Origin of the sequence: Deinococcus aerolatus (genome assembly GCF_014647055.1) — a bacterium.
GTDB lineage: Bacteria > Deinococcota > Deinococci > Deinococcales > Deinococcaceae > Deinococcus > Deinococcus aerolatus.
In genome coordinates, this window is record NZ_BMOL01000010.1 from 15,829 (window position 1) to 32,321 (window position 16,493).

General features: G+C 71.4%; 17 protein-coding genes. 11 read left to right on the forward strand and 6 right to left on the reverse strand.

Going from position 1 to position 16,493, the window contains the following annotated elements; translation table 11 throughout:
- The first annotated feature begins 39 nt into the window (after positions 1-39).
- From proB to IEY31_RS11175, 4 genes are all read left to right on the forward strand, one after another.
- Positions 40-1,131, forward strand: a complete 1,092-nt coding sequence (gene proB / locus IEY31_RS11160; protein WP_188971956.1) for a glutamate 5-kinase — start codon at positions 40-42, stop codon at positions 1,129-1,131.
- Between the two features lie 83 nt (positions 1,132-1,214).
- Positions 1,215-1,952: a glucodextranase DOMON-like domain-containing protein gene (locus IEY31_RS11165; protein ID WP_229723510.1), complete on the forward strand. Its 738-nt coding sequence runs from the start codon at positions 1,215-1,217 to the stop codon at positions 1,950-1,952.
- Positions 1,949-2,854, forward strand: a complete 906-nt coding sequence (locus tag IEY31_RS11170) for a DMT family transporter (RefSeq protein WP_188971958.1) — start codon at positions 1,949-1,951, stop codon at positions 2,852-2,854. Before IEY31_RS11165 ends, IEY31_RS11170 begins: the two co-directional genes overlap by 4 nt.
- Positions 2,855-3,053: 199 nt before the next feature.
- Positions 3,054-6,278: an EAL domain-containing protein gene (locus tag IEY31_RS11175; protein ID WP_188971960.1), complete on the forward strand. Its 3,225-nt coding sequence runs from the start codon at positions 3,054-3,056 to the stop codon at positions 6,276-6,278.
- 47 nt (positions 6,279-6,325) lie between these two features.
- Here IEY31_RS11175 and IEY31_RS11180 read toward each other — a convergent pair whose 3' ends face one another.
- The gene (locus tag IEY31_RS11180; RefSeq protein WP_188971962.1) at positions 6,326-7,594 is read right to left on the reverse strand and encodes a DUF4127 family protein; all 1,269 of its coding nucleotides are present in this window, start codon (positions 7,592-7,594) and stop codon (positions 6,326-6,328) included.
- Between the two features lie 151 nt (positions 7,595-7,745).
- Between IEY31_RS11180 and IEY31_RS11185 the strand changes: the two genes are divergently transcribed.
- The 3 genes from IEY31_RS11185 to IEY31_RS11195 are packed head-to-tail and all read left to right on the forward strand — an operon-like array spanning position 7,746 to position 10,102.
- Complete coding sequence (locus IEY31_RS11185) at positions 7,746-8,906, forward strand: ABC transporter permease (RefSeq protein ID WP_188971964.1); 1,161 nt, start codon at positions 7,746-7,748, stop codon at positions 8,904-8,906.
- Positions 8,906-9,619, forward strand: coding sequence for an ABC transporter ATP-binding protein (locus IEY31_RS11190; RefSeq protein ID WP_188971966.1), 714 nt, complete (start codon positions 8,906-8,908; stop codon positions 9,617-9,619). Before IEY31_RS11185 ends, IEY31_RS11190 begins: the two co-directional genes overlap by 1 nt.
- A gap of 9 nt (positions 9,620-9,628) precedes the next feature.
- Positions 9,629-10,102 (forward strand): methyltransferase family protein, encoded by a 474-nt coding sequence (locus tag IEY31_RS11195; RefSeq protein WP_188971968.1) that lies wholly within the window; start codon positions 9,629-9,631, stop codon positions 10,100-10,102.
- On the opposite strand, the gene IEY31_RS11200 is transcribed toward IEY31_RS11195, so the two are convergent.
- Positions 10,099-11,331: a metallophosphoesterase gene (locus IEY31_RS11200; RefSeq protein WP_188971971.1), complete on the reverse strand. Its 1,233-nt coding sequence runs from the start codon at positions 11,329-11,331 to the stop codon at positions 10,099-10,101. The genes IEY31_RS11195 and IEY31_RS11200 overlap by 4 nt on opposite strands.
- A gap of 107 nt (positions 11,332-11,438) precedes the next feature.
- Between IEY31_RS11200 and IEY31_RS11205 the strand changes: the two genes are divergently transcribed.
- Complete coding sequence (locus IEY31_RS11205; RefSeq protein WP_188971973.1) at positions 11,439-12,320, forward strand: metalloenzyme domain protein; 882 nt, start codon at positions 11,439-11,441, stop codon at positions 12,318-12,320.
- Positions 12,321-12,496: 176 nt separating this feature from the next.
- Here the strand turns inward: IEY31_RS11205 and IEY31_RS11210 are convergent, their stop codons facing one another.
- A complete protein-coding gene (locus tag IEY31_RS11210; protein WP_188971975.1) occupies positions 12,497-13,120 on the reverse strand; it encodes a phosphoribosylanthranilate isomerase in 624 nt (207 codons plus the stop codon).
- A complete protein-coding gene (locus IEY31_RS11215; protein ID WP_188971977.1) occupies positions 13,113-13,358 on the reverse strand; it encodes a hypothetical protein in 246 nt (81 codons plus the stop codon). Before IEY31_RS11215 ends, IEY31_RS11210 begins: the two co-directional genes overlap by 8 nt.
- A 138-nt stretch (positions 13,359-13,496) precedes the next feature.
- Between IEY31_RS11215 and IEY31_RS11220 the strand changes: the two genes are divergently transcribed.
- Positions 13,497-13,688: a hypothetical protein gene (locus IEY31_RS11220; protein ID WP_188971979.1), complete on the forward strand. Its 192-nt coding sequence runs from the start codon at positions 13,497-13,499 to the stop codon at positions 13,686-13,688.
- Here the strand turns inward: IEY31_RS11220 and IEY31_RS11225 are convergent.
- Both IEY31_RS11225 and IEY31_RS11230 read right to left on the reverse strand, forming a co-directional pair.
- Positions 13,657-14,073, reverse strand: a complete 417-nt coding sequence (locus IEY31_RS11225; RefSeq protein ID WP_229723512.1) for an OsmC family protein — start codon at positions 14,071-14,073, stop codon at positions 13,657-13,659. The two genes, IEY31_RS11220 and IEY31_RS11225, sit on opposite strands and share 32 nt — an antisense overlap.
- A gap of 236 nt (positions 14,074-14,309) precedes the next feature.
- Positions 14,310-14,708: a Fur family transcriptional regulator gene (locus IEY31_RS11230; protein WP_188971981.1), complete on the reverse strand. Its 399-nt coding sequence runs from the start codon at positions 14,706-14,708 to the stop codon at positions 14,310-14,312.
- Between the two features lie 135 nt (positions 14,709-14,843).
- Between IEY31_RS11230 and IEY31_RS11235 the strand changes: the two genes are divergently transcribed.
- Positions 14,844-15,800 carry a biotin--[acetyl-CoA-carboxylase] ligase gene (locus tag IEY31_RS11235; RefSeq protein ID WP_188971983.1) on the forward strand — a complete coding sequence of 319 codons (957 nt, stop codon included), beginning with the start codon at positions 14,844-14,846 and terminating at the stop codon, positions 15,798-15,800.
- A gap of 54 nt (positions 15,801-15,854) precedes the next feature.
- Complete coding sequence (locus IEY31_RS11240) at positions 15,855-16,433, forward strand: biotin transporter BioY (RefSeq protein WP_188971985.1); 579 nt, start codon at positions 15,855-15,857, stop codon at positions 16,431-16,433.
- Positions 16,434-16,493: the final 60 nt, after the last annotated feature.

Genomic DNA, 16,493 nt, shown 5'->3' on the forward strand with positions numbered 1-16,493 from the left:
CGCACCCCCGGCCCCCCCACGCGCACTATTGTGCTGTTCATGCGCGTCGTCCTGAAACTTGGCACCAGCGTCCTGACGGCGGGGGGGGACCGCCTGAGCCGCCCTCGGCTGGTGGACCTGATGCGCGGCATGGTGGCGGCGCGGGCCGCCGGACATCAGGTGGTTCTGGTGAGCAGCGGGGCGGTGCTGGCCGGCTGGGAGGCGCTGGCCTTTCCGCCGCGTGACCGCACGCTGGCCGAGAAACAGCTGCTGGCGGCGGTGGGCCAGAGCCGCCTGATGCACCTGTACGCCACACTGGCCGAGCTGTACGGCGTGAATGTGGCGCAGGTGCTGCTGACCGCCGACGACTTCCGGGACCGCACCCGCTACCTGAACGCCCGCACCACCCTGGAGGCCTGTCTCAGCCGGGGCGTCCTGCCGATCATCAACGAGAACGACGCCGTGGCCCTGGAGCAGATCCGGGTGGGCGACAACGACACGCTGTCGGCCTTTGTGGCGAATCTGGTGGACGCGGACCTGCTGGTGATCCTGACCGACGCGCCGGGCCTGTACACGGCGGACCCGCGCACGGACCCCGATGCCACCCTGATTCCGGTGGTCGAGCGGGTGACCCCGGAGGTCTGGGCGCGGGCCGGGGGTGCGGGATCCCACCGCGGGACTGGCGGGATGCACACCAAGATCCAGGCCGCCGAAATCGCCACCCGCGCCGGCACGCCGGTGGTGGTTGCCCCCGGCGACGCGCCCGACGCGCTGGCCCGCATCGTGGGCGGCGAGGCGCTGGGCACGCGTTTTCTGGCCGCCGGCTCGCGCCTGGAAGCCCGCAAGCGCTGGATTCTGGCGGAGGTGGCCCCGGCCCGCGTGCATCTGGACGACGGCGCGGCGCGGGCCGTGACGGAGCGCGGCTCCAGCCTGCTGCCTGCCGGCATCCGGCGCGTGGAGGGCGAGTTCGTGCGCGGCCAGACCATCCGCCTGATCGCTCCTGGCGGCGCCGAGGTGGCGCGCGGACTGACGCGCTACGCCTCGGGCGATCTGGGCCGCATCGCCGGGCATCACTCGCGCGAGATCGAGGCGCTGCTGGGCTTCACCTACGGCCCGGAAGCAGTACACCGCGACGATCTGGTGCGGCTGTGACCCCGCGTCACGGATAGGGGACGGGTGGGGCCGGACAGGGCTGCCTCGGCCAGCAGCTCGCGCTCCCCTCTATACTCCCCCCTGTGCTCTGGCTGCTGCTCACCACCACCCTGCTGACCGTACCCGATCCGGCGGGGGACGCGCGTGGGGACGGCGGTTACATCCTGCCGCGCCAGCCTGCCCTGACTGCGGACGCACTGGACCTGCGGTCGTTCAGCGCCGCGCCGCAGGCGGGCGGCATGCGCTTCACGGTCAGCCTCGGGCAGATCAGCAACCCGTGGAATGCGCCGTCGGGCTTCTCGGCGGGCGTCACCGATATCTTCGTCAAGACTGGTCCCGGTGGACAGACCGCCCTGGCCGACACCGGCCTGCGGGCGCGCGGCGGCGGCTGGCAGTACCACCTGCGGGTGACCGGCTTCGGCAGCACGCTGGTGCAGGCCACGGATGAGGAGGGCGTCACGCAGTCCCTGGCTGCGCCCAGCGTGCGCATCGAGGGCACGGGGCTGGTGATCGACGCGGCGGTTCCCCCCGGCACCCACGCGTACTGGGTCACCAGCAGCGTCTACACCCCGCTGTCGGCGGGTGGGGTGCTGAAACCCACCGGCGAGAGCGGTCCCGGCAGCCTGCAGACCGGGCGGGCCGGCGCCGCCACCCCCGTCGACGTACTGGCCCCGGACGGGGACCCCCGCGCGTTTACCGACGGCACGCTGGCCCCGGTGGGGCAGACCCGGGACCGCGCCAGCCTGATTCTGGCCGGACTGGGCGGGCTGGGTCTGTTGCTGACGGTGCTGGCCACGATGGCCATCTGGCGGCGCTCATGAGCGTGAACGCCGCCTTGCCGGCGCGCCCCGCCGTCCCGGCCCCGCTGCTGATTCTGGCCGCCGCGTGTCTGTGGGGACTGCTGGGAATTTTCGGCAAGGACGTGCAGGCCGCGGGGGTGGCCCCGCTGGAGGTGGCCTTCTGGCGGGCGCTGCTGGGCGGCGCGCTGTACGCCCTGCACGCGCTGGTCACCCGCAGCCGGCTGCCGCGTGGGCGGGACCTGTGGGTCACGGCGGGATTCGGGATTGCCGGGGTCAGCATCTTTTACGGCTCCTATCAGCTGGCCGTGATGGCGGGTGGGGCCAGCCTGGCCTCGGTGCTGCTGTACACCGCTCCGGCCTTTGTGGCGCTGCTGGGCTGGGCCTTTCTGCGCGAGAAACCCGGCGGGCGCGAGTGGCTGGCGATTGCCGGAACGCTGCTGGGCATCACCCTGATCAGCCTGGGCGGCGGGCAGGGCGTGAGCGTCACGCCGCCCGCGCTGGCCTTCGGACTGACGGCGGGCTTTACCTACAGCCTGTATTACCTGTACGGCAAGGCGTTCTTCAGCCGCTACAGCACCCCGGCGCTGCTGGGCGTGGCGCTGCCGGTGGGGGCGCTGGGCCTGCTGCCCTTCGTGGCCCCGGCGGGCTTTGCGACCAAGTCGGCGGCGGCGTGGGGCGGGCTGGGAGGCATAGCGGTGCTGTCCACCTATCTGGCGTATCTGCTGTACAGCGCGGGCCTGCGCCGGCTGGACGCCACCCGCGCCAGCGTGATCGCCAGCGTGGAGCCGGTGGTGGCGGCGGGTCTGGCGGCCCTGCTGTTCGGTGAGCGGCTGGCGGCCCTGGCACTGCTGGGCGCGGCGCTGGTCATTGGCGCGGCCCTGCTGCTGAGCGTGGAGAAAAAGACGCCGGCCCGAGGCCGCTAGCGCCGCTGTTCATAGGCCGTTCGCGGTGAACTGAACCCACTGGTGGGCTGGACGTGCCCGCCACTGTTTCTGTCTCTGGCCCTGGGCGGACCGCCTGACCGCCCAGGGGAGCCCAGTCGTTCCCGGCGTCAGGGCGTCTGTCCCGGCGGGGCAGTGATGGTTACGCAAGAGCGCCGCGCTAACATGAGCAAAGACCCTTATGACCTCTCATATCCCCCCTTCCCCCCAGTGCCCACAGGCCAGTCCAGGCGTGGTCACAGCGGGGTCAGAGGCCGGGGCGCCGCCCAGCCTGCTGGCCGCACTGGCTGGGATGGTGCTGGGGCCGGTGGCGTCGGCGCGGCTGTTCCTGACGGGTCAGAAGGGGGCGTTCGCGCTGAGCGGCGCCGGGTCCGGTCTGGCCGTGCCGCTGGACCTGTGCCGACGCGCCGCCGACCTGCTGGCACAGCGGCCCGCCCCGGCGGACGCCCCGTTTGACGCCCGCAACTGGTATGCGCAGGAGCCGGAGCCGGGGGCCGCGCAGGCGCTGATCCAGGCGGTTCATCCGCAGGCGTCGGCCTGTCTGGCCGTGGCGGTGGCAGCGCAGGGCGTGACCTACGGCACGCTGCATCTGGACGTGCTGCCGCAGCATCTCCCGGCCGCGCCCGCCGGTTCGCCGGTGCCCGCGCCGCTGCTGGCACTGGCCCACGCCCAGGCGGCCCTGCTGGCGGCAGCGGTGCAGCGGCTGGACCTGCAAAGTGACCTGAACGCCGCACAGCGCGAGGTGAACCTGCTGGAACGGGCGTGGCAGGCGATGGCACACTCAGGCACCCAGAGCGAGCTGTTCGAGAGGATCACGCGGGTGGTCCAGGAGATGATGGGGGTGGAGCATGTCGCCATCGGCGTGCTAGAGGGCGATGTGCTGGTGTTGCGGGAAGGCGCCGGGCATGGCCACCGCAACACCCGCCATCCGATCAACATGGGCGTGGCTGGCCGGGTGGCCCGCAGCGGGCAGGCCGCGCTGGTGCCGGACGTGACCCAGGACCCCGATTACGTCACCGTCGTGTGCGGCGCGGTGAGTGAGATCTGCGTTCCATTGCTGGATGGCACGCGGGTGGTGGGGGTGCTGGACGTGGAGTGCGAATCGCGTGTGCTGGGAGCGCAGGACCTCCGGCCGCTGCAGACGCTGGGCAACTGGCTGGGGCAGGCCATGGAGCGCGAGCGCCTGCACGCCGATACCGAGCGGCAGCGCCGGGCGCTGGACCTGCTGCACCGCCTGCGCAGCTCGCTGGGCGGTGGGCTGGACACCGCCCAGGGCATCCAGGCCGTGACGCGGGGCCTGCGGGAGACGTTCGGGTACTCGCACGTCAGCGTATACCTGCTGGACGGAAACACGCTGACGCTGCAGGGCCAGGTGGGCTACGAAGCCGTGATCGAGCAGCTGCCGGTGGACCGTGGCGTGATGGGCCGAGCCTGCCGCACCGCGCAGGTGCAGTGGAGCCCGGACCTGCGCCAGGACCCCGACGCGGTGCTGGCCCTGCACGGCATCACCTCGGAGGTGTGCGTACCGCTGCTGCGCGATCAGCAGGTGGTGGGCGTGCTGAACGTGGAGACCTTTGGCGATTCACCGGTGCTGGGCCACTGGGACACACACCTGATCAGCTCGGTGGGCGGTTACCTGCAACAGCTGCTGGAACGCGCCTGGCTGCACGCGCAGGTCAAGGAACGCGAGGCCCGCTACCGGATGCTGGCCGAGTACACCAATGATCTGGTCTGCCTGCACCGCCCCGGCGGCAACTTCAGCTACGTCAGCCCCAGCGTCCACGCGCTGCTGGGGTATACGGCAGCGCAGCTGATAGGCACCTCGCCCGACGACCTGCTGCATCCGGACGACCGGGGCAACCTGCAACTTCTCGGTCAGAATCCGGGGCCGCCCACGCTGCTCAGGCTGCGTCACCAGGCGGGCCACTACCTGCACATGGAGGTCAGCGTCAGCCGCATCGAGGGTACGGGCCTGACCCGCGAGGCCGCCGACGGGCCGGGCCGCTACCAGTACCTGTCCTCGTCGCGGGACGTCACGGCCCGGCAGCAGGCCGAGGCGCGGCTGCAGTGGGCCGCCACCCACGACTCGCTGACCCGGCTGTCCAACCGCGACCGCCTGTACAGCGCGCTGGAAGAGCAGATGGCGCTGGCCCGCCGCAGCGGACAGCCGGACTACGCGGTGCTGTACCTGGACATGGACCGCTTCAAGGTCATCAACGACAGCCTGGGACACACTGCCGGCGACGAGCTGCTGCAGGCCTTTGCCCGGCGCCTGAAGGCCTGCATGGACGGCGCACTGGTGGCCCGGCTGGGCGGCGACGAGTTCGCCGTGCTGATGTGCGGGCTGCCGCCGGGTGACCTGTCACGGGTGGAGGCCGCCGCCGCCCGCCTTCAGGCCCGGCTGATCGCGCCGTTCACGGTGCAGGGCCGTTCGGTCCAGGTCAGCGTCAGCATCGGCGTCGCGCCGGGCGAGCTGCACCACCGGGCGCCCGCCGACATCCTGCGCGACGCGGACCTGAGCATGTACCGCGCCAAGCGTGACCCGTCCCGCCCGGTGATGGTGTTCCGGCCCGAGATGCACGTTGCGGCGCTGCGTCAGTTACAGATCGAGGCTGACCTGCCGCAGGCGGCCCGGCGCGGCCAGATGCGGCTAGTGTACCAGCCTATCGTGGATCTCCAGAGCGGCGTGGTCGGCGGCTACGAGGCGCTGCTACGCTGGCAACACCCGCAGCTGGGAACAGTCTCGCCGGGCGAGTTCGTGCCGCTGGCCGAGGAGCTGGAGATGATCTCGGACCTGGGCAGCTTCGTGCTGGAAGAGGCCTGCCGCACCTTCCAGTCGGTGTCCGGGGGCGTCACGGCCGGGCCGGATGCCCCTGCGGCCCCGGCGCTGCAGGTCAACGTGTCCACCCGGCAGTTTCTGCGCCCCGGCTTCGCCCAGGTGGTGTGCCGGATTCTGGATGCGACCGGCTTTCCTGCCTCACGCCTGCACCTGGAAATCACCGAGAGTGCCCTGATTCTGGATCTCGACGAGGCCGCCCGCACCCTGACCGAACTGCGCGCCCTGGGGGTCCGGATTCACATCGACGACTTCGGCACCGGGCACTCCAGCCTGGCGTTCCTGCACCGCTTTCCGGTGGACGGCCTGAAGATCGACCGCGCCTTTATCGCCCGGCTGGGCGAGGACCAGGTCAGTGTCAAGCTGGTGGAGACGGTCCTGCTGCTGGCCCGCACCCTGGAGGTGGAGGTGATCGCCGAGGGCATCGAGACGCGGATGCAGCGCGATCACCTGACCCGTATGGGCTGCCGCTGGGGCCAGGGCTACCTGTTCTCCCGGCCACTGGAACGCGCCGACACGCTGGCGCTGCTGCAGGCCGACTGCGGCGCGCTGGCCGGACCCTACGGCTGAGCCTGCCAGGGGTGCGGGACTGACCTTTGAGTGCCGATTCCTGGCCGCTACCGTGCCTTCAGGTCGAAGTCCCACTCGAAGGAGCGGCCCCAGGGCAGAGCAGCGTCCTTCAGCACGTACTCGTTGCCGAGCCGCAGCGGAAAGTAACCCTGCGCCAGCCTCAGCAGTGCGGCCTGGCCCTGCGGCGTGTCCAGGTCTTGTTCGGGCACGGCCCGGCGAAGGGCGGCGCGCAGTTCGGTGCTGTAGATCACGTCGTTGGCGTACTCGCGGGCCAGCAGGGCGTCCTGGCGCCGCGGATCGGCCCCGTTCAGGCCCAGCTTGGCGTGGGCCAGCGCCGCGCCGAGGTTGTTGCCGGGCGTGCCCCACGCGGCCAGCGCCCGCAGGTTGGCGTGCTGGCGCAGCGTGGCCAGATCGGCCCACAGCCGCGAGTTGCCCAGGTTGACCTTCTCAACGTCCGCCACCGCCACCGGCCCGCGCCGCAGCAGGGCACTGACGCGCAGGGCGGCTGTGCGGGGATCGCCGCCGTTGAACACGTAAAGGGTCAGGTCGGCGGCGTCTTGCGTGACGGTAAAGCCGCTGCCCGCCGCGTGGTTGGCCGCGCTCTGGGTCAGCGGAATGCCCTCGTAGCGGATGACCTTGGTGGCGGCCACCGCGTCGCTGTATTCCACCCGCACGGTTCTGGGCTGCGGGGCCAGCGCGCGGGCCACCAGCATGGACAGGACCTCGTCCGCGCCGGGGTAGACGCGCACGTTCGTCAGGCCCCGATCGGCCGCCTCCCTGGCCAGTGCCGTGCCCTCCGCCGGGGCCGGGCTGCCGGGCAGGGCGTCGTCCCAGGTCACGTGCAGCTCGGCAAAGACGCCGGCCTCCGCCCAGTCCAGCATGGCCCGCACCACCGCCAGATTGCGCGTCCGGTCCGTGGCGTCCGGCTCGCGCGGCAGCGTGATGAAGGCGTACACAGGCTGACGGGTGCGGGCGTGCCATTCGCGCAGCGGCTTCAGCCGGGCCAGCGCCTGCTCTGCCGTCAGCGGACTGCGGCGCGACTGCACCAGCCCGCCGTAGGCCAGGGCGTCCAGCGAGGCGATCAGCGGACCGTCGGTGGGTTGACTGCCCAGCCACGCGGCCAGCAGCGCCGGGTTGGCCTCCTGCGCCGCGGTGCCCAGCAGCAGCGCGGGCGGAACGTGGGGCGTGCCGCCGCCCAGGCCCGCGATCAGGGCCGGCAGCACCCGCGTCGCGGGCCGTGAATCCAGCGGCAGCAGAATCTGCGCCCCAGCGTGGGCGCTGATGAGCAGGGACAGCAGGAGGGCAGGGCGCAACATGGAGGCCAGGGTAAGGGCGCGGGATGAGAGGGGCGGCAGGGGTCAGAAGGATGGTACGTGCGGCCCTGCCTCCTGGCCGGCGGCCTCCCGTCTCCCACACCTCCGCCGCGCGTACCATCTCCCCCGGCATCCGGGCGGTAGCCTGCGGGCGATGAACTGGACGGATTTGTGGGGACTGGCGTGGCGCGGGCTGACGCGGCGGCGGGTGCGGACCGGCCTGACCGCGCTGGGCATCACGGTGGCGGTGGCCAGCATGGTGATTTTCCTGTCGCTGGGCGAGGGCATCCGCAAGGTGTTCGTGGAGCAGCTCGGCGGCATCGGGCCGGACATTCAGGTGAGCCTCAGCGGCTTCACGCAGGGGTTTGCGCCGCAGCCCAACCTGCCCGACAAGGCGGTGACCGACATTCAGGCGCTGGCCCCGGAACTGGGCATCAAGACCGTGACCCCGGTGGTCATGACCATTCGCGGCAGCCTGGACGTAACGCAGAGCGTCGTACTCTACGGTCTGCCTGCCGCGCAGGGCATCGGGGCGGTGTTTCCCAACTCCAGTGCGGCGCAGGGCCGCGCCTTCACGCCTGCCGACGAGGGCCAGGGGGTGGCGGTGCTGGGGGCCAAGGCCGCGCAGAATCTGAACCTGGGGGTGGGCAGTACCCTCAACCTCAACCGCCGCAACCGGGCCGAGGTGGTGGGCGTGCTGGCCCCCGAATCCGGGCTGGTGGACAATTTCATCTTCCTGCCGCTGTCCACCCTGCAAAGGTCCGAGGGGGCCGAGGGCCGGGTGTCGCTGGTGGCGGTCAAGCTGGACAATCCCCGTCAGGCGCGTGAGGTGGCCACCACGCTCTCGGAGCGCCTGGATCTGGAAGCGTCCACCCAGTCGGACTTCCTGAGCTTCGTGGAGCGGGCGCTGAAGATCAGCGACGCGGTCAGATTTGGCATCTCGCTGATCTCGCTGATCGTGGGCGGGCTGGCGGTGGCGAACACGGTGATGATGGGCGTCTTCGAGCGCACCCGCGAGTTCGGCACGCTGCGGGCCATCGGGGCGCGGCCCGGCTTCGTGCGGGCGCTGGTCCTGAGCGAGTCGCTGCTGCTGTCACTGGTGGGCGGCGTGGGCGGCGTCCTGGTGGGGCTGGTGGGCATCTGGGGTGTCAACCTGTATACCCAGCGGCTGGCGGGCATCGACGCCGCCGCGCTGACGCCCCGGCTGGTGCTGCTGGCGCTGGGCATCAGCCTGTTTCTGGGTCTGGTGTCGGGCCTGCTGCCTGCCCGCACCGCCAGCCGCCTGAACATCACCGAAGCGCTGGGGAGGGTGTAATGACTGTTGTTCCCAGAGAAGAAGCCGGGGGTCAGAGGGCCGGCACGCCGCCCCTGCACGTCGAGAACCTGTCGCGGGTGTACTCCAGCGGCGAGGGGCAGGTGCAGGCGCTGGCCCCCTTCACGCACACCTTTCCCCCCGGGATGACGGCGGTGGTGGGGCCGTCGGGCAGCGGCAAGAGCACGCTGCTAAATCTGCTGGCGGGCTTCGACACGCCCAGCACCGGGCACGTTGCGGTGGGTGACGTGAACCTGACCACCCTGTCGGAGCCGGCGCGGGCTGACTTCCGGCTGGCGCACTACGGCTTCGTGTTCCAGAACCACAATCTGGTCAGCATCCTCAGCGCGCAGGAGAACGTGGAGTTTCCGCTGACGCTGGCGGGCCTGCCACCGAAGGAACGCCGGGCGCGGGCGCGGGAGCTGCTGGCGCTGGTCGGGCTGGAGGGCCGCGCCGGGCACCTGCCCAACCAGCTGTCGGGCGGCGAGGCCCAGCGCGTCGCCATCGCCCGCGCCCTGGCACGTGACCCCGGCATCCTGCTGGCCGACGAGCCGACGGGAAACCTGGACAGCAAGACCGGTGAGCTGGTGCTCTCCCTGCTGACCGGTCTTGCTGTCCAGGGCCGCCGCGTGGTGCTGATCACGCATGACCTGGACGTGGCAGCCCTGGCCCAGCACCGCCTGAGCGTGCGCGACGGCGTGGTGACCGCAGGTTAGGATGGCGGCATGACCTTTTCCAGCCGCCTTCAGCGCTTCCGCCGACGGGGCGGCGCTTTCGTCGCCGCGCAGTTCGTTCTGATGGCGCTGGTGGCCGGGGGCGGGCGGCGGCACAACCGCGTGGGCGCCGTCCAGAGGGCGGCGGGGCTGGTCCTGCTGGGCCTGGGCGGCGCGGTCATGGTGGGCAGCGGACGCACGCTGGGCCGCAACCTCAGTGCCCTGCCGGAGCCGCCTGACACGGCGCAGCTGGTCACGTCCGGGCTGTACGGTCAGGTGCGCCACCCGATCTACAGCGGCATTCTGGCGCTGGGACTGGGCTGGGCGCTGCTGCGGGGCAGTGCCAGCGCTCTGGGCTGGACGGCGGCCCTGGCCGCACTGTTTCACTTCAAATCTGCCCGCGAGGAATCGGCATTGCTGGCCCGTTTTCCAGGCTACGCCGCGTACCGCAGGCGGACGAAACGGTTTGTACCTGGAGTGATCTAGCGCAGTTCCGGCGTCCCCGTTCCTGGCCCCAGCAGCGGCAGGGGGCGCGGCGGGGCCACGTACTGTCGCCGTGCGGGCACGCCCACGAACTCCAGTTCCGGGTAGCGCAGGGCGGTGAGTGCTCCGCCGAAGGCGCAGCCGGTGTCGATGTCCACCGTGCGGTTGATCCAGACCGGGGCGGCGACGGGGGTATGGCCGTACACCACCAGCGCCGGACCGCTGTACCCGGCGGCCCAGTCGCGGCGCACAGGCAGCCCCAGGGCGTCGTAGGTGCCGTCCACATCGCCGTACAGCGCGAAGCTGCGCACCCGGCCAGACGTGCGGCCGTGGTACTGCGCCGGCAGGCCAGCGTGCGCCGCCACCACCCGGCCGCCGTCCAGCACCAGATGGCTGGGCAGGCGGCCGATAAAAGCGCGGGCCTCGCTCCCAAACGCCTCGCCCGCCGCGTCGATTTCGGCCAGGGTCACGTCCAGACCGTGGGTGGCCTTCACCGCCTTGCCGTCCAGCGCGCGGACCAGCTTCTCGTCGTGGTTGCCCGGCACGCACAGCGCCGCGCCCGACGCCGCCATGCCCATCACCAGCCGCAATACGCCTGCGCTGTCCGGCCCCCGGTCGGTCAGGTCACCCAGAAAGACGGCGGTGCGGCCCGCCGGAGGGGTGACCTCCAGCCCGTTAACGGCGTAACCGAGGCTCTCCAGCAGTTCCAGCAGCTCCGGCAGGCAGCCATGCACGTCGCCGATAAAGTCGAAGGGGCCGGGCAGGTCGCGGCGGTCCGGGGGCAGCGGCACGCGCACCACCTGGGCAGCGTCGATTTCGGCCAGCGAACGCAGCACGTGAACGTGGCGGAACCCCTCCTTGTGCAGGCCGCCCAGCGTGCGGCGCAACTCGCCGAAACCGGGCAGGACGGCGCAAACGTCGCGGCCCAGCCGCGCGGCCCGCTGCTCCAGCACCTGCCGGGGCAGATCCAGGACAATGGCGGCGGCGGGCAGGTCGTGGGCGCGGGCGGTCTCCAGCACGCGCCGCCGCTCGTCCGGGCGGGTCAGCGGGGCGTCGATCACGGTCAGCTCGCCCTGCGAGAGCCGGCGCTCCAGCTCCGGCGCGAAATCGCCCGACACCAGCTCGGCGGCCTGAAAATGCCGGGCGGCAAAGCTGCTTCGTCCGGCGCCGGGCGCGCCGATCAGGGCGACGGCGGCGGGCGAGGGCAGGGAAAGAAGAAGGGGCTCGGTCATGGGCGGCGGCTCAGGACGTGATGTTGGCACATCGGCGCGGGCACTGTTCCGGCCCCGTCCGGAATGGAGGACGCACGGGCGCGTAAGCTGAGCCGCATGAGGTCCCGTTGAGCGGTGTGGTCTGGCTGGCCCTGGACGGCGTGGGGCATCCGGCGGACGCGCCGTCCGGCAGCGTGTGGGAGCAGGAGTTGCCCGCGCTGCGCCCGCTGATCGAGGCTGGACTCGCCCTGGACGCCACCCTGGGCGTGCCGGGCCTGCCGCAGTCCGGGACCGGGCAAAGCTGCTGGCTGACCGGCACCGACGCGGTCCGGTACATGGGCGAGCATTTCGGGCCGCATCCGGGGCCGACGCTGCAGCGGCTGTTGCGGCAGTCCAGTCTGCCGGTGCGTCTGGCCCAGGCCGGGGGGCGGGCGGCGCTGGCCAACCACTATGTCCCGCAGTATCTGCAGGCCCAGGCCCGCCGACCCCGCATGGGGTGCTTTCCCTTCTCGTTCACGGCGGCGGGCTGGCCCCTCAATCCGCCCGGCCTGCCCGCGCTGGGGGCGACACTGGGTCTGGGTTACCGTGAACCCTTTACCGCCGTCCAGGCGCTGGCCGAGGTCTCACGGCTGGGGCAGACGCTGGCGGGGGCGGCCCACGGGCACGACCTGATTGTGGCCGATCTGTGGTTTGGCGACTTACTGGGCCACCTGGGACGTGCGGATGGCGCGGCGGCCGAGGCCCACGCGGCGGCCTTTGCCTACCTGGCCCGCGTGGACGCGCTGCTGCAGGGCCTGCTGGACGCGGGGGCGCGGGTGGTGCTCAGCAGCGATCACGGCAACCTGGAGGATCTGACCACCAAATCGCACACCGTCGCCCGCGTGCCCTTCGCGGGCGAGGGGGTGGAGCTGGGCGCGGCCACCACGGTGGCCGAGGCCGGACGGATCATGGCCGGGTGGTTCGGGTTGACCCCCGTGGACGACGTGTCCTCCGGCCCAGCCCTCCCCTGACCTGAAAGTTATCCACAATTTTATCCACAGGACTTGTGGACAGACTGTGGATAACCAGGGGGGCGTGCCAGTCGGAAATACGCGCTTTCGCTGTCCTGTGCGCGGTGCAGGGTCTCTGGGCCAATGTTTCACGGCACGCAGAGTTATCCACAGCCCCCCGTTTCACTGTGGATAACTCAGGCGCTGGCCCCCCGCACGGCTGCAATGAAGTCGGCTACTTTCGCCGGATCCTTCACGCCAGGACGGGCTTCCAGGTGGCTCACCGCGTCCACCCCGGCAGGCCGCAGCACCCGGATCGCCCCGGCCACGTTCCACGGCCCCAGACCCCCGGCCAGCCACGTGCCGGGGGGAAAGGTGTCTTGCAGGCGGTCCCAGTCCAGCGGTACACCGCCCCCCGGCTGCGGCGCGTCCAGCATCAGGGTCACGCCCGGCACAGCCTGCCACAGGGGGCCTTCGGCCGCCAGATCGGCTGGGCGCAACACGCGCAGGACCGGGTAGAAGTCGGCCACCGCGCGCACAAAGCCCCCGGAGAGGGGGCCGTGAAGTTGCACCGCCGACACCCGCGCCGCTTCCGACAGCCGCAGCACCTCATCCAGATTCTGGTCCAGAAAGACGCCCACCCGCGCCACTGTCGGCCCCACGCCCAGACCCGCCTCGCGCGCCACAGCGGCAGATACCCGCCGCTTGCTGATGGGAGCGAAGATAAAGCCCAGGGCGTCCGCGCCCGCCTGCGCCGCGTGCACGGCGTCCTGAATGGAAGTGGTGCCGCAGATCTTGATCCGGGGGGTGGGGTCAGACATCGCGGGCCTCCAGCGCCTCCAGCCGGGCTTCCAGTTCACGGTTCCTCTGGAGCAGTGCCAGCAGCAGCAGGGCGTAATGGTCATACAGTTTGGGGCGTTCCATGCGGAACTCGCCTGCCATCCAGCCGTTCAGCAGTCGCTCGGCCTCGCGCAGCACCTCGCCCGCGGGCACGTCGCGGTAGTTGCGCTGGCCGATGATCTCGCGGGCGAAGTTCAGTTCACGTTCGGGATCGCTCATGCCTCCCATTCTGCCGTGCCTGTGCTTATGCCTGTGCTGAGACATGTGTCCGGGCCAGTCGGCGGATGCGCGGCCACGCGGCGGCGTGGAAGGCTGGCGACCACAGCCTCCTTCGCGCCGCTTGCTGAGCTCCGCGCCGTGTCTGGTGACGCCCTGATGGTGAGCGAACTGTTCCGGGCGCTGGGCTACGTGGACGGCATTCAGCCCGCCGTGGGGGACAAGACCGAATGGCACGCCGCACATCTGGGGCAGCTGCGGCGGTTGGTGAAAGAAAAAGAGAGCCAGGCAGCCTCGCCGCTCAGTTCGCTTCCACCCGCGTTTCCACCGTGATCTCGCTGTTCAGGCTGGCGGCCACCGAGCAGTACTTCTCATGACTGAGGTGCGCGGCGCGGTCCAGCGCCTCGGCGGTGATGCCCTCGCCGGTGACGATGTGCCGCACGGTGATGTGGGTGTAGCGCTTGGGGTCCGTGTCGGCCCGCTGGCCCTCGACCTCAATGCGGTAACTTGCCAGCGGCGTGCGGCGTTTTTTCATCACTTCCACCACGTCGTAGGCGGTGCAGGTGGCCAGTGCGCCCAGCAACGCCTCCATCGGGGAGACGCCGACCTTGGTGGCGCTGTTGTCGATCAGCAGCTGGTGGCCGCTCTCGCTGACGCCCAGGTAGCGCTGCTCGCCCAGCCACGTGACGTTCAGGGTTTTCATGTTGGCAGCAGTCATGCCCTCAGGCTAGAGCATCGGCGGGTGTGGAGGCCAGGGCTGCCCACATTCCAGGCGCCTGAAGGGGCCGGGACGGGCAGGCGCGGCACCAGACCGCGCACGCCCAGCGTCGCCACGTTGGCCCGAGCCCACGCCGCGCGAACAGTTTGAGCATGCTCTTACACGCCGGTCCAGAACGAACCGGGGCAGTGGGAGGCGGGACTACAGCAGCCGCTCCCCCGGCGATGTTGGGCGGATCAAGGGGTGTGTTCGGGCTGGCACTGCGGGCAGATGCCGATAAATTCCAGCCGCACGTCCGTGACCTGAAACCCGGCAGGCAGGCCGGCGGCGGACAGCTGGGGCAACCCGCCCGCGTCCACGTCGAAAATCGCGCCGCAGCCCCGGCACACCGCGTGGTGGTGGTCCTCGCCGGCGCGTTTGTAGTCGTAGCGGGTGGCCTGCCCGGCCCGCTCCAGCGTGACCACCACGCCGTCGCGGACCAGGGTATCCAGCGTGCGGTACACCGTGCCCAGACTTACGCTGGGCAGGTTCTGGCGCACCTGGGTGTGGATCCAGGCCGCGTCCGGGTGAGACCGCGCCGCCCGCAGCACCTCGATCACTGCTGCCCGCTGCTTGGTCTGCCGCACCATCGTCATGAACCCAGTCTAGCAAAGGCACCTCGGACACGAATGGGAGGTGGGCGAGGTTGCCTGATCGCTGCGGCCTGGGCTGCCGCCCCGGACGCGGCCCCTTGCTTTTCGTTCACCCCAACCCGTAGAACACTGAACGAGATGCCGTCCCCGTCCAATCCTGACCGCCTGCTGCCCCTCCTGACTGACATCCCCCAGTCCGGGGAGGTGCTGGCGGCGCGGCTGGGCCTGGGGCGCGTCACGGTCAACACCCTGGCCCACCGGCTGCTGGAAGACGGCCTGCCGCTGCACATCACCCGCGCCGGCTACGCCCTGGCCCCCGGCACCCCCGCGCCGGAACTGGTGCGCCGGGACGGCGTGCTGGGCGCGGCCCTGCGTTATCTGGGCACGGTGGGCAGCACGCAGGACGCGGCGCGGGCCTGGGCCGACGACCCAGCGGACCCGGCCCCGCACGGCGCGGTGGTGGTGGCCGAGCGGCAGACCGGGGGGCGCGGGCGCCGGGGGCGGGCCTGGACCCCCACCCCCGGCGCCCTGACCTTCAGCGTGCTGCTGCGCGGCGCAGAGGAGGGGGGCGCGGCCCCGCTGACCCTGCCAGAACTGGCCCTGATGCCGCTGGCGGCGGGCGTGGCGGTGCAGGCGGCCTGCGGCGTCGGCGGCCTGAAATGGCCCAACGACCTGCTGGCCCCCGATGGCCGCAAACTGGCGGGCATCCTGCTGGAGGCCGATCTGCGCGGCGAGGAAGCCCGTCGCGCGGTTCTGGGCATCGGCCTGAACGTGTCGGGTGCCCCGGTGGGGGCAGCCCACCTGAACGAACTGCGCCCCGGCGTGGGCCGCGCACAGGTGCTGGGGGACATTCTCACGCAGCTGGAGCGCTGGCTGCGCGCCCCGCCTGCTGAGATTCTGGAGGCGTGGGCACAGGTCAGCGTGACCCTGGGCCGCCCGGTGCGTGTGCAGACCCCACGCGGCCCGCTGGAAGGTGTGGCCGAACGGCTGGACGGGGGCGGCAGCCTGATCGTCCAGACTGCGGAGGGTCCGCACACCGTCAGTGCCGGGGACGTGGAACTGATTGGTGCACTGGACGGTGGCCCCGCCCCGTGAACTTCTTTTCCCCCGTCCGTATTCCACTCGTCCCCCCATCCCCAAGGAGAATCCATGACCCAGCTCACCCATCCCACCCTGGCCCGCACCCTGGCCCCCGCCTCCGGCCTGACCCGTGACCTGCTGCTCATTGCAGGCGGCGCGGCCCTGATCGCGCTGCTGGCGCAGGCTGAACTGCCACTCAAGCCGGTGCCAGTCACCCTGCAAACCCTGGGCGTGCTGCTGGTCGGCGCGGCGCTGGGCTGGAAACGGGCCTTCGCGGCGCTGGCGCTGTATCTGGCCGCGGGCGCGGTGGGTCTGCCGGTGTTCGCGGGGGGCGTGGGCAGCGTTGCCAAATTCGCCGGCCCCACCGGCGGCTTCCTGCTGGCCTTTCCCCTCGCCGCCGCGCTGGTGGGCTTCCTGGTGGAACGCTTCGCGCTGGACCGCCGCCCGCTGGGCACCGTGCTGGCCATGCTGGCGGGCAGCGCCGTGATCTACGCGCTGGGCCTGCTGTGGCTGGGGGCCGTGACCGGCCTGAGCGGTCAGCCGCTGCTGGGTGCGGGCCTCCTGCCCTTCCTGCCCGGCGACGCGCTGAAGCTGGGGCTGGCGGCGACGCTGCTGCCGGGAGCCTGGGCGCTGGTGGGCCGCCGCTAGCCCGCGAACGGTCCTTCCTGCTCTGCCAGTTCTTGTTCGAGGTGCGCTGCCGCAGCTGTA

Coding starts and splice junctions, on each gene's coding strand:
- IEY31_RS11240 (WP_188971985.1), top strand. CDS start 15,855: ATGACCCAGCTCACCCATCCCACCCTGGCCCGCACCCTGGCCCCCGCC.
- IEY31_RS11175 (WP_188971960.1), top strand. CDS start 3,054: ATGACCTCTCATATCCCCCCTTCCCCCCAGTGCCCACAGGCCAGTCCA.
- IEY31_RS11210 (WP_188971975.1), bottom strand. CDS start 13,120: ATGTCTGACCCCACCCCCCGGATCAAGATCTGCGGCACCACTTCCATT.
- IEY31_RS11200 (WP_188971971.1), bottom strand. CDS start 11,331: ATGACCGAGCCCCTTCTTCTTTCCCTGCCCTCGCCCGCCGCCGTCGCC.
- IEY31_RS11215 (WP_188971977.1), bottom strand. CDS start 13,358: ATGAGCGATCCCGAACGTGAACTGAACTTCGCCCGCGAGATCATCGGC.
- IEY31_RS11190 (WP_188971966.1), top strand. CDS start 8,906: ATGACTGTTGTTCCCAGAGAAGAAGCCGGGGGTCAGAGGGCCGGCACG.
- IEY31_RS11185 (WP_188971964.1), top strand. CDS start 7,746: ATGAACTGGACGGATTTGTGGGGACTGGCGTGGCGCGGGCTGACGCGG.
- IEY31_RS11170 (WP_188971958.1), top strand. CDS start 1,949: ATGAGCGTGAACGCCGCCTTGCCGGCGCGCCCCGCCGTCCCGGCCCCG.
- IEY31_RS11230 (WP_188971981.1), bottom strand. CDS start 14,708: ATGACGATGGTGCGGCAGACCAAGCAGCGGGCAGCAGTGATCGAGGTG.
- IEY31_RS11180 (WP_188971962.1), bottom strand. CDS start 7,594: ATGTTGCGCCCTGCCCTCCTGCTGTCCCTGCTCATCAGCGCCCACGCT.
- IEY31_RS11225 (WP_229723512.1), bottom strand. CDS start 14,073: ATGACTGCTGCCAACATGAAAACCCTGAACGTCACGTGGCTGGGCGAG.
- IEY31_RS11195 (WP_188971968.1), top strand. CDS start 9,629: ATGACCTTTTCCAGCCGCCTTCAGCGCTTCCGCCGACGGGGCGGCGCT.
- proB (WP_188971956.1), top strand. CDS start 40: ATGCGCGTCGTCCTGAAACTTGGCACCAGCGTCCTGACGGCGGGGGGG.
- IEY31_RS11235 (WP_188971983.1), top strand. CDS start 14,844: ATGCCGTCCCCGTCCAATCCTGACCGCCTGCTGCCCCTCCTGACTGAC.